Here is a 20,255-nt window from a genome sequence, read left to right as displayed (position 1 = left end):
CTTTTCCCCACCCTGGAGACATGACCATGACGAACATTTCCCGTCTTGCCCTGACCGCCGTGGCCGGCGCCACCTTGCTGCTGGCCGCCGGCAGCGCCAGCGCCCAGTTCAAGGACCGCAACTTCCGCGTCTCCAACGGCGTCAGCAAGGAGCACCCCATGGGCAACGGCCTGACGGCCATGGGCGCCTGCACGCTGGAGAAATCCGGCGGCAAGATGAAGATCCAGGCCTTCTGGGACGGCGCGCTGGGCAGCGACCTGACCAGCACGCAGAGCGTGCGCACCGGCTCCATCGACATGGTGCTGACCTCCACCGCGCCCGTGGTGTCCATCGTGCCGGCGCTCGGCGTGTTCGACCTGCCGTTCCTGTTCAACACCGCGGCCGAGGCCGACCAGCTGCTGGACGGCAAGGTGGGTGACTGGTTCTCGGCCAAGATGCCGGCCGTGGGCCTCATCAACCTGGCCTGGTGGGAGAACGGATTCCGCCACACCACCAACTCCAAGCGCCCGATCACCAAGGTCGAGGACTTCGACGGCGTGAAGATGCGCGTGATGCAGAACAACGTCTACCTGGACACCTTCAAGACCCTGGGCAGCAACGCCGTGCCCATGGCCTTCACCGAGGTCTACTCCGCCCTGGAGACCAAGACGGTGGACGGCCAGGAGAACCCGTTCACCAACATCGAGAACATGAAGTTCTACGAGGTGCAGAAGTACCTCACGCTGTCCAAGCACGCCTACAGCCCGACGCTGGTGCTGTTCTCCAAGAAGGTTTGGGACGGCCTGTCGGAGCAGGAGCACACCGTGCTCAAGGAATGCGCCGTGGTCGGCCGCGCCGAACAGCGCAAGGCCAACCGCGCCATGGAAGCCAAGAGCGTGGACAACCTGCGTAGCAAGGGCATGGCCGTCAACGAGATCAGCCCGGCCGAGACCGCGCGCATCCGCGAGAAGACCAAGGTGATCTACGAGCGCCACGCCAAGGCCATCGGCGAAGAGCCGATCGCGCTGGTGACCGAAGAACTCAAGCGGATCCGCGGGCAATGAGCGGAGCGTTGGACGGACAGGTCGCCTGGGTCACGGGCGGCGGCAGCGGCATCGGCCTGGCCGGTGCGGTGGACCTGGCCAAGGCCGGTGCGCGCGTCGTGGTCTCGGGCCGCGATGCGGCCAAGCTTGACGCGGCCATCGTCGAGGCTGAAGGGCGCGGCGCGCCTGCCGGCCGCATCACGGCCAAGCCGCTGGACGTGGCCGACGCCAAGGCCGTGAACGCGGTGGCGGACGCGATCCAGGCCGAGTTCGGGCGGGTCGATATCCTCGTCAACAGCGCGGGCATCAACTACCCCAAGCGTTACTGGTGCGACACGGACGCCGAGACCTTCGCCGACGTGGTGGGCATCAACCTGAACGGTGCGACCTACTGCACGCTGGCCGTGGTCAAGGGCATGCGCGCGCGCGGGCAGGGCACGATCATCAACGTGGCCTCGTTCGCGGGCTTCCACTACGAGTACATGACGGGCCCGGCCTACACCTCGAGCAAGGCCGCGATGATGGCGCTCACGCATTCCTTCAACATCGAGGAGTGCGTGAACGGCCTGCGCGCCACGGCGCTGTGCCCGGGCGAGGTGGCCACGCCCATCCTCAAGAAGCGGCCCGTGCAGCCGACCGAGGCGGACAAGGCACGCATGCTGCAGGAGGCCGACCTGGGCCGCACCATCCGCTTCATCGCCGAGGCGCCCGCGCATGTGTGCGTCAACGAACTGGTGATCTCGCCGGTGTGGAACCGCACCTACGTGCAGGACCAGCCCTTGACCCGCAAGAAGCCCGCATGACCGCACCCTTGGTTGTGGCCGTCACCGGCTCGGGCCAGGGCATCGGCCTGGCCGTGGCGCGCAAGTTCGCCGAGCGCGGCGCGCGCGTGGTCATCTCCGACATCGATGCCGGGCGCTGCCAGCGCGCGGCCGACGCCATCGGCGCGCTGGGCGTGCAGGCCGACGTGACCGATGCGGCGCAATGCCGCCATCTCGTCGAGCGCATCGTGGCCGAACACGGCCGGCTCGACGTGATGGTCTGCAACGCCGGCATCATGCAGCTCAAGCCCTTCCTCGAACTGGAAGGTGCCGACTGGGACCGCATGCTGGGCGTCAACGTCAAGGGCTGCTTCCTGAGTCTGCAGGCCGCTGCCCGGCAGATGCTGCAGCAAGCGCCGCTGGCCGAGGGCCGGCCGCTTGGGAAGATCATCACCATGGCGTCCATCGCCGGGCGCAGCGGCGCCGGGCCGATCGCCGCCGTGATCCCGCACTACCGCGCCAGCAAGGCCGCAGTGCTGAGCCTCACGCAGTCGGCCGCCATCGCGTTCGCACCGCAGCTGACCGTCAACGCCATCTGCCCCGGTTTGGTCGAGAGCGAGATGTGGCGCGGCATGGACCGCGACTGGGGCGCACTGCAAGGCCTGGGCGAGGGTCAGATCTGGCAACAGCGCATCGCCGGCATCCCTATGGGCCGCCCGCAGCGCCCTGAGGACGTGGCCGACGTCGCGACCTTCCTGGCAGCGCCAGAATCCGACTACATGACGGGCCAGGCCATCAATGTCGATGGCGGGCTCATGATGAGTTGAACCCATGCACCACCCCGCAACCACACTCAAGAACCTGCTCGCCAGCGGCACCATCGTCCAGGCGCCCGGCGCCTACGACGGCCTGAGCGCCCGCCTGGTCGAGCGCGCGGGCTTTCCCGCGATCTACATGACGGGCTTCGGCGCCACGGCCACGCGGCTGGGCCAGCCCGACATCGGCCTGCTCACGCAGACCGAGATGACCACGCACGCGCGCGACATGGTGCGCGCCGTGGGCATCCCCGTGGTCGCCGATGCCGACACCGGCTACGGCGGCCCGTCCAACATCGAGCGCACGGTGCGCGAGTACGTGCAGGCCGGCGTCGCGGCCATCCACCTGGAGGACCAGGTGGCGCCCAAGCGTTGCGGCCAGATGGCCGGCATCCGCCTGATCGACGCGGCCGAGAACGCGCGCCGCCTGCGTTGCGCCGTGCAGGCGCGTGGCGATGACGGCCTGCTCATCATCGGCCGCACCGATGCGCTGCCGGCCGCCGGCATCGACGAAGCCGTGTCGCGCGCCCAGCGCTACCAGGACGCCGGCGTGGACCTGGTGTTCGTGGACGGCATCAAGACCGTGGCCGAGGTCGAGGCCGTTGCGCGCCGCGTGGCCGGGCCCAAGGTCGTCTCCATCGTCGACGGCACGCCGGCCGTGGCCCTGACGGCGCCCGAGTTGCAGGCCATGGGCTTTGCCGTCGTGTTCTACGCCGTCACAGCCCTGTTCAGCGCCGCGCGTGCCGTGCAGGAGTCGCTGGCCGCCCTGCACGCCGGCGGCACGCCGGGCGCGCTGGTGCAGCCGGGCCTGTCCTATGCCGCCTTCGCCGACACCGTCGGCCTGTCACACCACCAGCAGCTGGACGAACAGTTCGGCGGGAGCACATGACTCTCCCCCGTTTGGATGTCTCACTGCGTGTAGACATCCCATACCCCCCAGGGGGCACACCCAGCGGCCTGGCAGAGCCAGTTCCGCGGGTGTCCTCGCCCGGCCAGCAGCCCGACTTGGCGCTGTAGCCCACCACCCCAACGACAGTTCACTCCTGGACATAGCCATGACCACCCCTGTTCCCCATGCCGGCATCTGGCCCGCACTGCTGACGCCCCTGAACGAAGACCTCAGCATCGACATTCCCAAGTTCGCCAAACACGCCAAGGCGCTGATCGATGGCGGCTGCGCCGGCGTGACGCCCTTCGGCACCACGGGCGAGGGCCCCTCGTTCACGGTGGCCGAGCGGTGTGCCGCACTCGAAGGCCTGATCGCTGGCGGCGTGCCGGCCGAGCGCATCCTGGTCTCGACCAGCTGCGCCGCGCTGCCCGACACGCTGGAGCTGACGCGCCACGCGCTGTCGGTCGGTGCCACGCGCTGCCTGATCCTGCCGCCGTTCTTCCTGAAGGGCGTGCCCGACCAGGGCATCATCGATGCCTACCGCTACGTGATCGACGGCGTGGCCGACGCCCGCCTGCGCGTGGTGCTGTACCACATCCCCCAGGTCTCGGGCGTGCGCCTGTCACACCAGGTCATCTCCACGCTGCGCCTGCTGTACCCCGACACCATCGTCGGCCTGAAGGACAGCGGCTGCACGCGCGCCGATTCCATCGCCTATGCGGAAGCCTTCATGCCCGGCATGCAGGTCTGGGTCGGCAACGAGCCCGACCTGCCGACCATGGGCGCGCGCGGCAGTCTGGGCGCGGTGAGCGGCATCGCCAACGTGATGCCGCACCTGGTCGGCCGCCTGGCGCTGGCGCAGGGTGACGAGGCCGCGCAGCGTGACCTGCAGCGCGTGCGCGCCTTCCTGGACATCCTGGGCGGCTACGGCATGACGGCCGCGTTCAAGGCCATCATGGCCATCCTGGACAACGACGCCGGCTGGCGTCGCGTGCGTCCGCCGCTGGTGGTGCTGGACGAGGCCGAGCTGGCGCGCATCGAGGCGCAGATGGCCGCCTTCGCGCTCGACCGCAGCAAGGACTGATCGCCATGGTGGATGTCGTCTGCATCGCCAGCTGGAACGCCGACCTGGTGTCGCGCGTGGCGCGGCCGATGGCGCGCGGCGAGACCGTGCTGGCACGTTCCTTCGACATCAGCCCGGGCGGCAAGGGCTCGAACGCGGCCGTGGCCTGCGCGCGCCAGGGTGCGCGCACGGCCGTGGTCGCGCGCATTGGCCGTGACGACTTCGGTCGCATGGGGCTGGACCTGTGGGCGCGCGAGGGCATCCTGACCACACACGTGGAGCAGGTGGACGGCGAACGCAGCGGCGTGGCGCAGATCCTCGTGTTCGACGACGGCGATAACAGCATTGCGGTCGCCCCAGGTGCGGGCGCGGGTCTGGGCGTGGCCCAGGTGCAGGCCGCGCAGGCCACCATCGCGGGCGCTCGCGTCGTGATCGCCTCCAACGAAGTGCCGCAGGCCGCCACGCTGGCGGCTTTCCGCATCGCGCGCGCGGCCGGCGTGATCACGCTGCTGAACCCCGCACCTGCGGTCGTGGTGCCGGGCGAGCTGTTGGGCCTGACAGACCTGCTGACGCCCAACGAGACCGAGCTGCGCCGCCTGACCGACCTGCCAGCCGACGCGCCGCTGGAGCAGGGCGCGCAGCGCCTGCTGGCATGCGGTGTCGGCGCCGTGCTGGCCACGCTGGGTGCGGAAGGTTGTCGGCTCTGGCGCCCGGGCGCCGCGCCGCTGTCCATCCCGGGCTGGCGCATGGACACGGTGGCGGACACCATCGGCGCCGGCGACACCTTCAACGGTGCGCTGGCCGCGGCACTCGCACGCGGCCTGCCGCTCGAGCAGGCCATGCAGCGGGCCAATGCGGCGGCGGCGCTGTCGGTGACGGGGCAGGGCGCCATCGGCGGCATGCCGACGGCCGCGCAGGTGGATGCGCTGCTCATGCAGCGCGGCTGACTCAGGCAGGACCGGCCGCGAACGGATTGGCGATGCGCACCGGCCCCATCTTCTCGCCGGCGTTCATGTCCTCGCTGAACAGCACATTGCAGCCAGCCGTCTGCGCGCTGGCCACGATGAGTGCGTCGTAGAACGCGAGGCTGCGCGTCTGGTGCAGGTCCAGTCCGGCCCGGACGATCACCGGCGTCACCTGGACGATCTCGAACTGCTCATACAGGTCCAGCCGCGCGCGCAGCCGCTGCGCCGGCATCCGCAGTTTCTTGGGCGCGACATTGCAGTACTCCTGCAGCACCTGCGTCGACAGCACGCCGCTGGCTTCTTCGTACAGCCGCTTGAGCAGGTCCAGCGCGACGCGCTGCTTGGCGGGCAGGTCGCTCGCCTCGGCGTAGACGAGGACATGGGTGTCGATGAAGCTGCGTTCGGCCATGGCTCAGCGCGTGTTGGCTTCGTCGCGGTCGAAGCGCCAGCCGTCCAGCCGGGCCGTCGACTTCAGGCAGTCCTGCTCGAACTGCGCCCATCGCTGCTCGCGCTGGGCGTTGCCCGCCAACTGCTCCAGGTAGTCGCGTACGGCCTGGTTCAGGCTCTTGTCCATCTTCTGCGCGGCCTCGCGGGCACGCTGTGCAACCCTGCTCGTCCACGGAAAGCGTGATGTTCAAGAGTGCCTCCAGTTCACACATGTGCGCAAGTTTGATGTGCTTCAACCCTGGCACGCTCCCTGCAAAGTCCCCCGCATTCGCCGGCAGCCCTGCCCGCGCAGGCACCACCGCGGTGACCGCGCACCAGCCCAGCCCCTGAACCGCCCCATCCTGGGGCTGTTTTCGGGTTAATCTGTATATACAGGTCTGCTCAGGTGAATGAGACTGCCGCCGGTCCGTGTGAACCCCCACCGCGATCGTCGGCGAGACCGAAGCGTTCAACCCCAAACCGAGGAGGGCCGCATGGCCAAGACTGTTTTCTCCAAGCTCGCCACCGTGCTGGCCGCAGGCGTGCTCGCCACCCTGGCCCAGGGCGCTGCCGCCCAAACCAAGGTCGTGATCGGCATGTCCGGCTGGACCGGCTTTGCGCCGCTGACGCTGGCCGACCGCGCCGGCATCTTCAAGAAGAACGGGCTGGACGTGGAGATCAAGATGATTCCGCAGAAGGACCGCCACCTGGCCCTGGCCTCCAAGTCCATCCAGTGCGCCGCCACCACCGTGGAGACGCACGTGGCCTGGAACACCAACGGCGTGCCCATCGTGCAGATCGTGCAGCTCGACAAGTCCTACGGCGCCGACGGCATCGCCGTGCGCAACGACATCAAGAGTTTCGCCGACCTCAAGGGCAAGACCGTGGCTGTGGACGCGCCCGGCACCGCGCCGTACTTCACGCTGGCCTGGCTGCTGAGCAAGAACGGCATGAGCATCAAGGACGTCAAGACCGTCACGCTGGCGCCGCAGCCGGCCGCCCAGTCCTTCGTGACCGGCCAGAACGATGCCGCCGTGACCTACGAGCCCTACCTCTCGACCGTGCGCGACAACCCCAGCGCCGGCAAGATCCTGGCGACCACGCTGGAGTTTCCGCACATCCAGGACACGCTGGGCTGCGCGCCCGATTTCCTGAAGGCCAACCCCGCCGCCGCCAAGGCGCTGGTGGATTCGTACTTCCAGGCGCTGGAGATGATCAAGACCGACACGGCCAAGGCCAACGAGATCATGGGCGGCGCCGTCAAGCAGACCGGCGAGGCGTTTGCCAAGTCCGCGAGTTTCCTGCGCTGGCAGGACAAGGCGGCCAACCAGAAGTTCTTCGCCGGTGAGCTGGAGACCTTCATGAAGGAGGCCGCGGTGATCCTGCAAGAGGCCGGCGTGATCCGCAAGCAGCCTGACAACTGGGCTGCCATGTACGACGCCAGCTTCATCAAGTAAGCCATGGCCAGCGACACCGCCCGCGCCCAGACGACCGTGTTGCCTGCGTCGCTGCCGGCTGCCCCTGTCGGCCGGCGCCGCCGCGGCATGGTGCCACTGGAGCCGGTCAGCGCGCAGGCGCGCTGGCTGCTGGGCCTGGCCTTCTTCGTGCTGTTCGTCGCCGTCTGGGCGTTCTTCACGCTGGGCGGCTTCGTCTCGCCCACCTTCCTGGCCAGCCCGCCGACGATGGTGCACGAGGCCTGGCTGCTGTTCACCGAATATGGCTTCATCCACGACATCGGCATGACGGTGTGGCGCGTGCTGGGCGGCTTCATCCTGGCGGCCGTGGTCGCCGTGCCGCTGGGCATCGCGATGGGGGCGTACAAGCCGGTCGAGGCCTTCCTGGAGCCCTTCGTCTCGTTCTGCCGCTACCTGCCGGCCTCGGCCTTCATCCCGCTGCTGATCCTGTGGGCCGGCATCGGCGAGACGCAGAAGCTGCTCGTGATCTTCATCGGCTCGGTGTTCCAGATCATCCTGATGGTGGCCGTGACCGTGGGCGGTGCGCGCAAGGACCTCGTGGAGGCGGCCTACACGCTGGGGGCAGACAGCCGCGGCATCGTGCGCCGCGTGCTGATCCCTGGCGCCGCGCCCGGCATCGCCGAGACGCTGCGCCTGGTGCTGGGCTGGGCCTGGACCTATGTGATCGTGGCCGAGCTGATCGGCTCGTCCTCGGGCATCGGCCACATGATCACCGACAGCCAGGCGCTCTTGAACACCGGCCAGATCATCTTCGGCATCATCGTGATCGGCCTGATCGGGCTGGTGTCGGACTTCATCTTCAAGGCGGTCAACCGCAAGCTGTTCGCGTGGGCCAGTCTGTGAAAGTCGACATGAGCAATCAACTCTCGATCCGCGGCGTCTCGCGCACCTTCAAAAGCCCGGGCGGCCAATCCACCCAGGCGCTGCTGCCGGTGGACTTCGAGGTCCGCAAGAACGACTTCGTGACCATCCTCGGCCCCTCGGGCTGCGGCAAGTCCACGCTGCTGCGCATCGTCGCGGGGCTGGACTACCCGACCAGCGGACAGGTGCTGCTGGACGGCCAGACCATCGAAGGCCCCGGCGCCGACCGCGGCATGGTGTTCCAGAGCTACACGCTGTTCCCCTGGCTCAACATCGAGCAGAACATCCGCTTCGGCCTGCGCGAGCGCGGCCTGCCGGAAAGCGTGCAGAAGGAGCGGGCCGACTACTTCATCGCCAAGGTCGGCCTGCGCGGCTTCGAGCAGCATTTCCCCAAGCAGCTCTCGGGCGGCATGCAGCAGCGCACGGCGATTGCGCGGGCGCTGGCCAACGACCCCAAGATCCTGCTCATGGACGAGCCCTTCGGCGCGCTCGACAACCAGACCCGCGTGCTCATGCAGGAGCTGCTGCTGGGCATCTGGGAGGCCGAGCACAAGACCGTGCTGTTCGTGACCCACGACATCGACGAGGCCATCTTCATGGCCAGCCGCGTGGCCGTGTTCAGCGCGCGGCCGGGCCGCATCAAGACCGAGATCGCGGTGGACCTGCCGCACCCGCGCCACTACACGGTCAAGACCACGCCCGCGTTCATGGAGCTCAAGGCCCGGCTGACGGAAGAGATCCGCGCCGAGTCCATGGCGGCCGCCGAGCATTGAGATGAAGACCAACCCCGCGACCGCCCGCCACGCTTCTGCACGCTCCGGGGTTGCACGCTCGGAAGCCGCGCCTGCGCTGGCGCTGTACGAGCAGGTCAAGGAGCACATCACACGCCGCATCCAGAGCGGCGAGTGGCCGGCCGGGCACCGCCTGCCGTCCGAGCACGAGCTCGTGGCGCAGTTCGGCATCTCGCGCATGACGGCCAACCGCGCGCTGCGCGAACTCATGGACCAGGGCCGGGTGGTGCGCGTGGCCGGCGTGGGCAGCTTCGTGGCCGAGGCCAAGCCGCAGTCCACGCTGCTGCAAATCGCCAACATCGCCAGCGAGATCCGCAGCCGTGGGCACGACTACGGCTTCCAGCTGATCGCGGCCGAGCGCGTGGCGGCCTCGCCCGACGTGGCCGTCTGGATGGACGTGCGCATGGGCGAATCCCTCGTGCACTGTGTCTGCCTGCACCTGGAGGATGGCGTGCCCGTGCAACTGGAAGACCGCTACGTGAACCCGCGCATCGTGCCGACCTTTCTGGAGCAGGATTTCTCCAGCGTGCCGCCCAGCGAATACCTGGTGCGCAACGTGCCGTTCGACCAGATCGAGCACCTGGTCGATGCCGTGCTGCCCACGGCCGAGCAGGCCGAGCGCCTGGCCATGGACGCGGCCGAGCCCTGCTTGCTGCTGACGCGCCGCACCTGGGCGCGCGGCAAGACCATCACGCTGGTGCGATGCCTGCATCCCGCGTCCCGCTACCGCCTGGGCAGCCGTTTGCGCAACGACGGCAACCAGGGGCTGGCCTGAGTTTTTTGCGCCCGTACTTGTATAGACAGGAAAACCGATGACCACCGAAACCAACACCTTGACGCTGTCACCCGGCGACGTGGGCCTGGCCCAGCTGCGCCGCATCCATGCCGGCGGCGTGCGCCTGGCGCTGGACGCCAGCGCGCGCGCGGGCCTGCTGGCCGCCCAGGCCACCGTGCAGTCCATCCTCGACGCGGGGGACGTGGTCTACGGCATCAACACCGGCTTCGGCAAGCTGGCGCAGACCGTGATCCCGCCCGGGCGGCTGGCCGAGCTGCAGCGCAACCTGGTGCTCTCGCACGCGGTGGGCACGGGCGCGCCGCTGGCGGCCGGCGTGGTGCGGCTGGTGCTGGCGGCCAAGGCGGTCAGCCTGGCGCGCGGGCACTCGGGCATCCGGCCAGAGATCGTCGATGCGCTGCTGGCGCTGTTCAACGCGGGCGTGCTGCCGCGCATCCCGGCCAAGGGCTCGGTGGGCGCCTCGGGCGACCTGGCGCCGCTGGCGCACCTGGCCTGCGTGCTGATCGGGGAGGGCGAGGCCGAACTCGCGGACGGCCGCGTGGTGCCTGGCGCCGAGGCCATGCGTTCGCTCGGACTGGAACCCTTCGTGCTGGGCCCCAAGGAAGGCCTGGCACTCCTGAACGGCACCCAGGTCTCGACCGCGCTGGCGCTGGCCGGCCTGTTCGGCGCCGAGAACGTGTTCGCCGCCGGGCTGATGGCCGGTGCGCTGTCGCTCGAAGCCATCCAGGGTTCGATCAAGCCCTTCGATGCGCGCATCCACGCAGCCCGGGGTCAGCCGGGCCAGATGGCCGTGGCCGGCGCGGTGCGCGCACTGCTCGAAGGCAGCGAGATCATCCCCGGCCACGCCAACTGCGGCCGCGTGCAGGACCCGTATTCGATCCGCTGCATCCCGCAGGTCATGGGCGCGTGCCTGGACAACCTGGCCCACGCGTCGCGCGTGCTGGTGATCGAGGCCAACGCCGCGTCCGACAACCCGCTGGTCTTCACCGACACGGGCGAGGTCATCTCGGGCGGCAACTTCCACGCCGAGCCCGTGGCCTTCGCGGCCGACATCCTGGCGCTGGCCATCGCCGAGATCGGCGCGATCTCCGAGCGCCGCATGGCGTTGCTGCTGGACTCGGGCCTGTCGATGCTGCCGCCCTTCCTGGTGCGCGACGGGGGCGTGAACTCCGGCTTCATGATCGCCCAGGTCACGGCCGCGGCGCTCGCGTCGGAGAACAAGTCGCTGGCGCATCCGGCCAGCGTGGACAGCCTGCCCACCTCGGCCAACCAGGAAGACCATGTGTCCATGGCCACCTTCGCGGCACGCCGCCTGGGCGACATGGTGGAGAACACGGCCGTGGTCGTGGGCATCGAGGCCATGGCCGCCTGCCAGGGGATCGAGCTGAAGCACGAGCTGAAGTCCAGCCCCCTGATGGAGGCCGAGTTCGACGCGATCCGCGCGCACGTGGGCTTCATCGAGCAGGACCGCTACCTTGCGCCCGATGTGGAATCCATGCGGCAATGGGCGCTTGGTGCCCAGGGTCGTATCTGGCCTGCCGCCGTCACCGCCATCCTGCCCAGCCACGCCTGAACACCCCCAAGGAGACCGCCATGAATGCACCAGCCCCCTTCGTCGCCAACATCGGCACCCGCCACGACCCCAGCCGCCGCATCGCCGCGCCCACGGGCACGCAGCTCACGTGCAAGAGCTGGCTGACCGAGGCGCCGTTCCGCATGCTCCAGAACAACCTGCACCCCGACGTCGCCGAGCGCCCCGAGGACCTCGTGGTCTACGGCGGCATCGGCCGTGCCGCGCGCAACTGGGAGTGCTTCGACCAGATCCTCGCTTCTCTGAAGGATCTGGACGAGGACGAGACGCTGCTGGTGCAGTCGGGCAAGCCGGTCGGCGTGTTCAAGACCCATGCCGACGCGCCGCGCGTGCTGCTGGCCAACTCCAACCTGGTGCCCAAGTGGGGCAACTGGGAGCACTTCAACGAGCTGGACCGCAAGGGCCTCTTCATGTATGGCCAGATGACGGCGGGCAGCTGGATCTACATCGGCAGCCAGGGCATCGTGCAGGGCACCTTCGAGACCTTCGTCGAGGCCGGCCGCCAGCACTACAACAACGACCTCGCCGGCAAGTGGATCCTGACGGCCGGCCTGGGCGGCATGGGCGGCGCGCAGCCGCTGGCCGCCACGCTGGCCGGCGCCGTCTCGCTGAACATCGAGTGCCAGCAGAGCTCGATCGACTTCCGGCTGCGCACGCGCTATGTGGACAAGCAGGCCCGTGACATCGACCACGCCATCGAACTGATCCGCCAGCACACGGCGGCCAAGGAGGCTGTCTCCATCGCGCTGCTGGGCAATGCGGCCGAGGTGCTGCCCGAACTCGTGCGGCGCGCCAAGGCCGGCGGGATCAAGCCCGACCTGGTCACCGACCAGACCTCGGCCCACGACCTGATCCACGGCTACCTGCCCGCCGGCTGGACCGTGGCGCAATGGAAGGCCGCCTGGGCCGAGCCCTCGCTGCACGACACCCTGAAGACGGCGGCTGCGAAGAGCTGCGCCGTGCACGTGCAGGCCATGCTGGATTTCCAGGCCATGGGCGTGCCCACGGTGGACTACGGCAACAACATCCGCCAGGTGGCCAAGGACGAAGGCGTGGCGAACGCCTTCGACTTTCCCGGCTTCGTGCCGGCCTACATCCGGCCGCTGTTCTGCGAGGGCAAGGGCCCGTTCCGCTGGGTCGCGCTCTCGGGCGACCCCGAGGACATCTACAAGACCGACGCCAAGATCAAGGAGCTGTTTCCCCAGAACAAGCACACGCACCGCTGGCTGGACATGGCGCGCGAACGCATCGCCTTCCAGGGCCTGCCGGCCCGCATCTGCTGGCTGGGCCTGGGCGAGCGGCACCTCGCGGGCCTGGCCTTCAACGAGATGGTGCGCACGGGCGAGCTCAAGGCCCCCATCGTGATCGGCCGCGACCACCTGGACACGGGCTCGGTGGCCAGCCCCAACCGCGAGACCGAGGGCATGCGCGACGGCACGGACGCGGTCAGCGACTGGCCGCTGCTCAACGCGCTGCTCAACACCGCGGGCGGTGCCACCTGGGTCAGCCTGCACCATGGCGGCGGCGTGGGCATGGGCTACTCGCAGCACGCGGGCATGGTCATCGTGTGCGATGGCACGGAGGCCGCCGACAAACGCCTGGCCCGCGTGCTCGTCAACGACTGCGGCTCGGGCGTGATGCGCCATGCCGACGCAGGCTACGAACTGGCCATCGCCACGGCCAAGAAGTTCGGCCTCAAGCTGCCGATGGTGAAGTGAGCATGCAGGCGCTGCCCGACACCGAAGCGCTGCGCCAGCGCGTGGCCGAGCGCGTGGACGCTGCGACCGTCGAACAATTCCAGCGCGACGGCGCCTGCGTGATCCGCCAGCTGCTGACGACCGATGAACTCGCGCTGCTGGCCGAAGGCATCGACGCGAACCTGGCCGCGCCCAGCCCGCGCGGCAAGGTCGCGAGCCGGCCCGACGACCCGGGTCGCTTCTTCGAGGACTTCTGCAACTGGCAGCACATCGACGCCTATCGCCGCTTCGTCTTCGAGACGCCGCTGGCGCTGCTGGCCCAGCGGCTCATGGCCTCGCGCGAAGTGCGCCTGTACCACGACCACCTGCTCGTGAAGGAACCCGGCACGCGCCAGAAGACGCCCTGGCACCAGGACCAGCCCTACTACAACATCGATGGCCTGCAGAACGTGAGCATGTGGATCCCGGTCGACCCGGTGCCACGCGCGTCCACGCTGGAGTTCGTGGCCGGCTCGCACAAGGGCCCCTGGCTCATGCCGCGCACCTTCATGGACCACCAGGCCAAGTGGTTCCCCGAAGGCAGCCTGGCGGACCTGCCCGACATCGAGGCCGCGCGCGAGCGCTTTTCTATCCTGGGCTGGGACGTCGCACCGGGCGACTTCGTCTGCTTCCACATGCTGACCCTGCACGCGGCCGCCGGTGTCGGCAACCAGCAGCGCCGCCGCGTGTTCTCGCTGCGCTTCCTGGGCGACGACATCCGCCATGCGCCGCGGCGCTGGACCACCTCGCCCGACTTCCCGGGCCTGGCCGATGCACTGCCGGCCGGCGCGCCCATGGACCATGCGCTGTTCCCGCGCCTGGTCGGGTGAGCGCCCGGCCCCGATCCTGCTAGCTCTTTCGCTCCTTCACTTTTTCCACGGAAAACCCCATGACCCTTCGCCGCCATCTGCTTGCCCTGGCCCTGCTGTCGTCCACCGCCTTCGGTGCCCACGCCCAGGCCGTGCTCAAGGTCGCCACCGACGCCACCTTCCCGCCCATGGAGTTCTTCGAGAACAACCAGCGCACGGGCTTCGACACCGAACTCGTGGAGGCCATCGGCAAGCAGATGGGCCGCAAGGTCGAGTGGGTGGACATCGACTTCAAGGGCCTGATCCCGGCGCTGGTCTCCAAGCGCGTGGACATGGCCGTCTCGGCCATCTACATCACCGACGAGCGCAAGAAGGTGGTGGACTTCACCGTGCCCTACTACGCGGGCGGCCTGGTCGTGATGGTCAAGGCCGACAACGCGACCATCAAGAGCCCGGCGGACCTGGCAGGCAAGAAGGTCAGCGTGCAGGTGGGCACCAAGTCGGTGGGCTACCTCAAGGAAGCGCATCCCAAGGCGCAGCTGGTCGAGGTCGAGAAGAACCAGGAGATGTTCAACCTGGTGGACGTGGGCCGCAGCGATGCCGCCGTCACGGGCAAGCCCGCCGCCTACCAGTACGTGCGCACGCGGCCGGGCCTCAAGGTGCTGCCCGAGCAGCTCACGACCGAGGAGTACGGCATGGCGATCCGCAAGGACACGCCGGAGCTGACGAAGGCGGTGAACGAGGCACTGGCCATGCTCAAGGCGAACGGCAGCTATGCGGCCATCGTCAAGAAGTGGTTCCCGGCGACGCCTTGATGTGGCCGCGGTCGATTGAAATGAAACCCTCTGCGCGCCTAGGCCGAGCGCAGCGACGGCCCGAGCCCTGGGCCGAGCGCAGCGATGGCCTGTATGGGACTTTCCCCTGTGCCCCTGCCGAGGAGCGCAGTGCCATGGGCTGCGCGGGGAACCTCGCGCTTCGTGAACTGACTCATTGCGCTTGTCCGAGCGTAGTGAACGCAGTGAACGGTGCGAGTTGCGCAATGCAGCCCATGGCGCGAGCACCACAGGTTGCCCGGAGCGTTAGCGCAGGGACAGGGGCACCGGGGTCGCCTTCTTTTGCTTACTTTTCTTGGCGAGACAAGAAAAGTCAGTCGTCGTGCGGGGGCGAAATCCCCGCCTCCTCATTCGGATCAGCAAGTGGTGTGCATAGAAAACACTGCGTGAGCATGAGCACCAGAGGCCGGGATGTGCGCCCGGCGGCGCAGTCACTTTCTCTTGTTTCGCCAAGAGAAAGTAACCAAAGAGAAAGCGACCCCGGTGCCCACGTCCCTGCGCTGGCGCTCCGGGCAACCTGCGGTGCTCGCGGCCTGGGCGCATCGTGCAACTCGCTTCGTTCACTGCGTTCACTGCACTCAAACAAGCACGATGAGTCAGATGTTGAAGCGCGAGGTTCCCCGCGCCGCCCAGGCCACTGTGCTCCTCGGCGTGGGCACAGGGGCCCCGGGAGCGGGGTCACACACGGGCCATCGCTGCGCTCGGCCCTGGTTGCTGCGTGTATGGACATCTGACATGGATCTGGACTTCTCCCCCGTCTGGGGCGGCTGGGACGCACTCGCGCGCGGCACGCTGGTCACCATCGAGATCACGGTCTGCGCGCTGCTGCTGGGCTGTGCGCTGGGCCTCCTGGTCGGCATCGGCCGTTTGCAACCGCAGCGCCGCTGGCTTTACGGCGCTTGCACCGCCTATGTGACCGTGGTGCGCGGCACGCCGCTGCTGGTGCAGCTGTTCATCCTGTTCTTCGGCCTGCCGCACTTCGGCCTGCTGCTGCCGGCCTTCCTGTGCGGCGTGCTGGGCCTGGGCGTGTACTCGGGCGCCTACGTGTCGGAGATCGTGCGCGGCGCCATCCAGTCCATCAACCAGGGCCAGACCCTGGCCGCGCAGTCGCTGGGCATGACGGCGCCGACCGCCATGCGCCACATCATCCTGCCGCAGGCCGTGGTGCGCATGATCCCGCCGCTCGGAAACGAGTTCATCGCACTGATCAAGAACTCGGCGCTGGTGTCGCTGCTGACCATCCACGACGTGATGCACGAGGGGCAGAAGATCATCAGCACGTCCTACCGCTCGCTGGAGGTCTATCTGGCGATCGCGGCCGTGTACTTCGCGCTGACCGGCACCGTGATGCTGGTGCTGCGGCATTTCGAACGTCGTTTGAGCCAGGGAGGGTTGGTGCGATGAGCGCCTCGGTGCATTGTTTTGACATGGCGGCACTGCCCGCCACGCCCTGGAAGAACGGCGGCGGCAGCACACGCGAGATCGCCAGCTGGCCGCCCGGCGCGGGCTTCGAGGCCTTCGACTGGCGCGTCTCGGTCGCCAGCATCGCGGCCAGCGGCCCGTTTTCGACCTTCGCGGGCGTGGACCGCATCATCACGCTGCTCGAAGGCGATGGCGTGCGCCTGCACGGCGACGACCTGGACCACCGGCTGGCGACGCCACTGGCCCCCTTCGCTTTCAGCGGCGACACGCACATCGATTGCACACTGCTGGGCGCCGCCTGCAGCGACTTCAACGTGATGACGCGGCGCGGGCGGCTGCGGGCCGCGCTCCATGTGCTGCACGCCACGGCCGAACTGCCCGCGGCCCCGCACGGCCTGCTGCTGGCCTGGCGTGGCAACTGGGTTGCGGGCGACACGCCGCTCGGCCAAGGCCAGGGCCTGTGGTGGGCGGATGCGACCAGCTGCTGGCGCCTGCACACCGCGGCTGCCGACGCCGCACTGCTGGCCGTGCAATGGCATCCAGCCCTCTAGCAAAATCACGGACACCCCATGCCTTCCTTCGACACCCTGCCTTCGGCCGACGGCCTGTGGACCGACCTCACGGGCCTGGACGGCCAGCCCTGCGCCATCGCCGTCCAGGACGGCCACATCGCCTGGACCGGTGCGCCCGATGCCGTGCCCGCGGCCCACGCCGCACTGCCGCGCCACGCAGGGCAGGGTGCGCTCGTCACGCCCGGCCTCGTGGATTGCCACACCCATCTGGTCTACGGCGGCCAGCGTGCCAACGAATTCGCCATGCGTCTGGCCGGCGCGAGCTACGAAGAGGTCGCCAAGGCCGGTGGCGGCATCGTCTCCAGCGTGCGCGCCACGCGTGCGGCCAGCGAGGACGAACTCTTCGCCAGTGCCTCGGCGCGTCTGCAGAGCTTGTTGGCCGAGGGCGTCTGCGCCATCGAGATCAAGTCGGGCTACGGCCTTGCGCTGGAGCACGAACGCAAGCAACTGCGCGTGGCGCGGCGCCTGGCCGAAGCCCACGGCGTGACCGTGCGCACCACCTTCCTGGGTGCGCACGCGCTGCCGCCCGAGTACGCCCAGCGCAAGGATGGCAGCCAGGACTACGTCGACCTGCTCTGCCGGGAGATGCTGCCCGCCCTGCATGCCGAAGGCCTGGTCGACGCGGTCGACGTGTTCTGCGAGCGCATCGCGTTCTCGCTGGCCGAGACCGAGCAGGTGTTCCAGGCCGCGCAGGCCCTGGGCATCCCGGTCAAGCTGCATGCCGAGCAGCTGTCGGACATGGGCGGCGCGGCGCTGGCGGCACGCTACGGCGCGCTGTCCTGCGACCACATCGAGCACCTGTCGCAGGAGGGCATAGCCGCCATGGCGGCGGCCGGCACCGTGGCCGTGCTGCTGCCGGGCGCCTACTACACGCTGCGCGACACGCAGCTGCCGCCCATCGCGGCGCTGCGCGCGGCTGGCGTGCCCATGGCCGTCTCGACCGACCACAACCCGGGCACCTCGCCGGCCCTGAGCCTGCTGCTGATGGCCAACATGGCCTGCACGCTGTTCCGGCTCACGGTGCCCGAGGCGATCGCCGGCATCACCACGCACGCGGCGCGCGCGCTGGGCCTGCAGGACTCGCATGGCCAACTCGCAGCCGGCCGGCCCGCCAACTTCGTGCTGTGGAACCTGCAGGACGCGGCCGAGCTGGCCTACTGGTTCGGCCAGCGCCCGGTGCGCACGGTCGTGCGCCAAGGCCGGATCGCGGAGGGCTCGGCATGAACACCTTGTTCGCCGCCGACGCACTGCTGCCCACCGGCTGGGCGCGCGACGTGCTGCTGCGCTGGGATGCTGCCGGCACGCTCGCGCAGGTGCAGCCCGATGCCGCGCGCCCCGAGGGCGTGGCCCAGGCCGCAGGCCCTGTGCTGCCCGGCCTGCCCAACCTGCATTCGCATGCCTTCCAGCGCGGCATGGCCGGCCTGACCGAGTACCGCGGTGCCGCCGAGGACAGCTTCTGGAGCTGGCGCACGCTGATGTACCGCTTCGCGAACAAGCTCGACCCGGCCCTGCTCGAAGCCATTGCCTTCGGCCTGTACGTGGAGATGCTGGAGGCCGGCTACACCGCCGTCTGCGAGTTCCACTACGTGCACCACGAGCAGGGCGGACGGCCCTACGCCGACGATGCCGAGCTCGCGCTGGCGCTGCTGCGCGCCGCGCAGCGCGCCGGCATCGGTCTCACGCTCTTGCCCGTGCTCTACCAGGCCAGCGGCTTCGGCGCCAAGCCGCCGGGCGAGGGCCAGCGCCGCTTCATCCGATCGACCGACAACATGCTGCGCCTGCTGGAGCGCTTGCGCCCGCTGTGCGCCGCGCAAGGCGCGCGCCTGGGCCTGGCGCCGCATTCCTTGCGTGCCGTGCCGCCCGACGCGCTGCGCGCCGCAGTGGCCGGCCTGCACGCGCAGGACGCCACGGCGCCCGTGCACATCCACATCGCCGAGCAGACCCAGGAGGTGACCGATTGCATCGCCTGGAGCGGCCAGCGCCCCGTGGCCTGGCTGCTGGACCACGCACCCGTGGACGTGCGCTGGTGCCTGGTGCACGCCACGCACATGGATGCCGACGAATACCGCCGCGCCGCCACCAGCGGAGCCGTGGCCGGCCTGTGTCCCAGCACCGAGGCCAACCTGGGCGACGGCCTGTTCGACTGGCCGGCCTGGCAGGCCGCGGGCGGCGCCTGGGGCGTGGGATCGGACAGCCATGCCTGCGTCAACGCGGCCGAGGAACTCATGCTGCTCGAATACGGCCAGCGCCTGGCCACGCGCCGGCGCAACGTGATGGCGACGCCCGCGCAGCCGCAAGTCGCCACCGCCATGACCCTGGCCGCCGTGGCCGGTGGCGCGCAGGCGGCCGGCCGCCCGGTTGCCGGCCTGGCCCCCGGCCAGCAGGCCGACTTCGTGACGCTGGACGCGCAGCACCCGGCGCTGGCCGGCCTGCCGGCCGCCGAGATGCTGTCGGCCCACGTGTTCGCGAGCCACCGCACGAGCGCGGTGCACACCGTCCATGCGGCAGGCCAGGTCCGCGTGCGCGCCGCGCGCCATGCCGCGCACCAGGACGCCGTGCGCGGCCTGGTCGCAGCCCGTACCCAACTTCTCAAGGACAGCCCATGAGCTTTTCCACCACCGAAGCCCCGTTCCGTTTCCGCCAGGGCAGCCGCCCGCTGCTGGTCTCCATGCCCCACGTCGGCACCCACGTGCCGCCCGCGCTGGCCGCGCGCTTCACGGCCGAGGCGCAGCAGGTGCCCGACACCGACTGGCACCTGGAGCGCCTGTACGACTTCGCCGACGCGCTGGGCGCCTCGGTGCTCGTGGCCACGCATTCGCGCTATGTGATCGACCTGAACCGCGCGCCGGACGGCGCAAGCCTGTACCCGGGCCAGAGCGTCACGGGCCTGTGCCCCGTCGACACCTTCGACGACACGCCCGTCTACCGGGATGCGGCCGACCACCCCGGCGAGGCCGAGATCGCCGCGCGCCGCGACGCGATCTGGCACCCGTACCACGCCAAGCTGGCCGAGGAACTCGCACGCATCAAGGCGCAGCACGGCATCGCCATGCTGTGGGACGCGCATTCGATCCGCTCCGTGCTGCCGCGCTTCTTCGAGGGCACGCTGCCCGACCTGAACCTGGGCACCGCCCAGGGCCAGAGCTGCGACCCGGTCCTGGCCGAACGCCTGCTCGCCATCGGCAAGCAGGCCACTGGCTACACCAGCGTGCTGAACGGCCGCTTCACGGGCGGCTACATCACGCGCCACCACGGCCGGCCGCAGGACGGCCAGCACGCCGTGCAGCTGGAGATGACGCAGAGCAGCTACATGCAGGAGGCGCTGCCCTTCGACTACCTGCCAGCCGTGGCGGCCGGCGTGCAGCCGCACCTGCAACGCATGCTTCAGGCGGTGCTGGACTTCGCCGAAGCGCCACGGTGAGCGCGCTGCT

21 protein-coding genes are annotated in these 20,255 nt (G+C 69.4%); 19 read left to right on the top strand and 2 right to left on the bottom strand.

Annotation, left to right across the window (positions count from 1 at the left end; genetic code table 11):
- Positions 1-26: 26 nt before the first annotated feature.
- From ACSQ4M_RS27765 to ACSQ4M_RS27740, 6 genes are all read left to right on the top strand, one after another.
- Positions 27-1,043 carry a TRAP transporter substrate-binding protein gene (locus tag ACSQ4M_RS27765; RefSeq protein ID WP_436192613.1) on the top strand — a complete coding sequence of 339 codons (1,017 nt, stop codon included), beginning with the start codon at positions 27-29 and terminating at the stop codon, positions 1,041-1,043.
- Positions 1,040-1,825: an SDR family oxidoreductase gene (locus ACSQ4M_RS27760; protein WP_436192612.1), complete on the top strand. Its 786-nt coding sequence runs from the start codon at positions 1,040-1,042 to the stop codon at positions 1,823-1,825. The genes ACSQ4M_RS27765 and ACSQ4M_RS27760 overlap by 4 nt, the downstream gene beginning before the upstream one ends.
- Positions 1,822-2,610 (top strand): SDR family NAD(P)-dependent oxidoreductase, encoded by a 789-nt coding sequence (locus ACSQ4M_RS27755; protein WP_436192611.1) that lies wholly within the window; start codon positions 1,822-1,824, stop codon positions 2,608-2,610. Before ACSQ4M_RS27760 ends, ACSQ4M_RS27755 begins: the two co-directional genes overlap by 4 nt.
- 4 nt (positions 2,611-2,614) lie before the next feature.
- Complete coding sequence (locus ACSQ4M_RS27750; RefSeq protein WP_436192610.1) at positions 2,615-3,487, top strand: isocitrate lyase/PEP mutase family protein; 873 nt, start codon at positions 2,615-2,617, stop codon at positions 3,485-3,487.
- Between the two features lie 166 nt (positions 3,488-3,653).
- Positions 3,654-4,571, top strand: coding sequence for a dihydrodipicolinate synthase family protein (locus tag ACSQ4M_RS27745; RefSeq protein ID WP_436192609.1), 918 nt, complete (start codon positions 3,654-3,656; stop codon positions 4,569-4,571).
- Between the two features lie 5 nt (positions 4,572-4,576).
- Positions 4,577-5,497: a ribokinase gene (locus ACSQ4M_RS27740; RefSeq protein WP_436192608.1), complete on the top strand. Its 921-nt coding sequence runs from the start codon at positions 4,577-4,579 to the stop codon at positions 5,495-5,497.
- A 1-nt stretch (position 5,498) separates the two neighbouring features.
- On the opposite strand, the gene ACSQ4M_RS27735 is transcribed toward ACSQ4M_RS27740, so the two are convergent.
- Together ACSQ4M_RS27735 and ACSQ4M_RS27730 are read right to left on the bottom strand one after the other, a co-directional pair.
- The gene (locus tag ACSQ4M_RS27735) at positions 5,499-5,924 is read right to left on the bottom strand and encodes a PIN domain-containing protein (protein WP_436192607.1); all 426 of its coding nucleotides are present in this window, start codon (positions 5,922-5,924) and stop codon (positions 5,499-5,501) included.
- A 3-nt stretch (positions 5,925-5,927) separates the two neighbouring features.
- Positions 5,928-6,089 carry a hypothetical protein gene (locus tag ACSQ4M_RS27730; RefSeq protein ID WP_436192606.1) on the bottom strand — a complete coding sequence of 54 codons (162 nt, stop codon included), beginning with the start codon at positions 6,087-6,089 and terminating at the stop codon, positions 5,928-5,930.
- Between the two features lie 346 nt (positions 6,090-6,435).
- On the opposite strand from ACSQ4M_RS27730, the gene ACSQ4M_RS27725 reads away from it, so the two are divergent.
- The 13 genes from ACSQ4M_RS27725 to hutG all read left to right on the top strand — a co-directional run bounded on the left by ACSQ4M_RS27725 (position 6,436) and on the right by hutG (position 20,245).
- Positions 6,436-7,398, top strand: coding sequence for an ABC transporter substrate-binding protein (locus ACSQ4M_RS27725; protein ID WP_436192605.1), 963 nt, complete (start codon positions 6,436-6,438; stop codon positions 7,396-7,398).
- A gap of 3 nt (positions 7,399-7,401) precedes the next feature.
- Entirely contained in the window at positions 7,402-8,259 is an 858-nt protein-coding gene (locus ACSQ4M_RS27720) for an ABC transporter permease (RefSeq protein ID WP_436192604.1), read from the top strand.
- Between the two features lie 8 nt (positions 8,260-8,267).
- Positions 8,268-9,050: an ABC transporter ATP-binding protein gene (locus ACSQ4M_RS27715; protein WP_436192603.1), complete on the top strand. Its 783-nt coding sequence runs from the start codon at positions 8,268-8,270 to the stop codon at positions 9,048-9,050.
- A gap of 1 nt (position 9,051) precedes the next feature.
- Complete coding sequence (gene hutC, locus ACSQ4M_RS27710) at positions 9,052-9,843, top strand: histidine utilization repressor (protein ID WP_436192602.1); 792 nt, start codon at positions 9,052-9,054, stop codon at positions 9,841-9,843.
- A 37-nt stretch (positions 9,844-9,880) separates the two neighbouring features.
- The gene (gene hutH / locus ACSQ4M_RS27705; RefSeq protein ID WP_436192601.1) at positions 9,881-11,434 is read left to right on the top strand and encodes a histidine ammonia-lyase; all 1,554 of its coding nucleotides are present in this window, start codon (positions 9,881-9,883) and stop codon (positions 11,432-11,434) included.
- Between the two features lie 20 nt (positions 11,435-11,454).
- A complete protein-coding gene (hutU, locus tag ACSQ4M_RS27700) occupies positions 11,455-13,170 on the top strand; it encodes a urocanate hydratase (RefSeq protein WP_436192600.1) in 1,716 nt (571 codons plus the stop codon).
- 2 nt (positions 13,171-13,172) lie between these two features.
- On the top strand, positions 13,173-14,018 hold the full coding sequence (locus ACSQ4M_RS27695) for a phytanoyl-CoA dioxygenase family protein (protein ID WP_436192599.1): 846 nt from the start codon (positions 13,173-13,175) through the stop codon (positions 14,016-14,018).
- 59 nt (positions 14,019-14,077) lie between these two features.
- On the top strand, positions 14,078-14,812 hold the full coding sequence (locus ACSQ4M_RS27690; RefSeq protein WP_436192598.1) for a transporter substrate-binding domain-containing protein: 735 nt from the start codon (positions 14,078-14,080) through the stop codon (positions 14,810-14,812).
- Positions 14,813-15,565: 753 nt separating this feature from the next.
- The gene (locus tag ACSQ4M_RS27685) at positions 15,566-16,234 is read left to right on the top strand and encodes an amino acid ABC transporter permease (protein ID WP_436192597.1); all 669 of its coding nucleotides are present in this window, start codon (positions 15,566-15,568) and stop codon (positions 16,232-16,234) included.
- 23 nt (positions 16,235-16,257) lie between these two features.
- A complete protein-coding gene (locus ACSQ4M_RS27680; RefSeq protein WP_436192596.1) occupies positions 16,258-16,803 on the top strand; it encodes a HutD/Ves family protein in 546 nt (181 codons plus the stop codon).
- Positions 16,804-16,821: 18 nt separating this feature from the next.
- Positions 16,822-18,048: an imidazolonepropionase gene (gene hutI / locus ACSQ4M_RS27675; protein ID WP_436192595.1), complete on the top strand. Its 1,227-nt coding sequence runs from the start codon at positions 16,822-16,824 to the stop codon at positions 18,046-18,048.
- Positions 18,045-19,430: a formimidoylglutamate deiminase gene (locus ACSQ4M_RS27670; protein WP_436192594.1), complete on the top strand. Its 1,386-nt coding sequence runs from the start codon at positions 18,045-18,047 to the stop codon at positions 19,428-19,430. The genes hutI and ACSQ4M_RS27670 overlap by 4 nt, the downstream gene beginning before the upstream one ends.
- Positions 19,427-20,245, top strand: a complete 819-nt coding sequence (hutG, locus tag ACSQ4M_RS27665) for an N-formylglutamate deformylase (RefSeq protein WP_436192593.1) — start codon at positions 19,427-19,429, stop codon at positions 20,243-20,245. Before ACSQ4M_RS27670 ends, hutG begins: the two co-directional genes overlap by 4 nt.
- The last annotated feature ends 10 nt before the right edge of the window (positions 20,246-20,255 follow it).

Origin of the sequence: Pseudorhodoferax sp. LjRoot39 (assembly GCF_964253035.1) — a bacterium.
Classification (GTDB): domain Bacteria; phylum Pseudomonadota; class Gammaproteobacteria; order Burkholderiales; family Burkholderiaceae_C; genus Pseudorhodoferax.
This window is presented reverse-complemented; position numbering and strand designations above follow the sequence as displayed.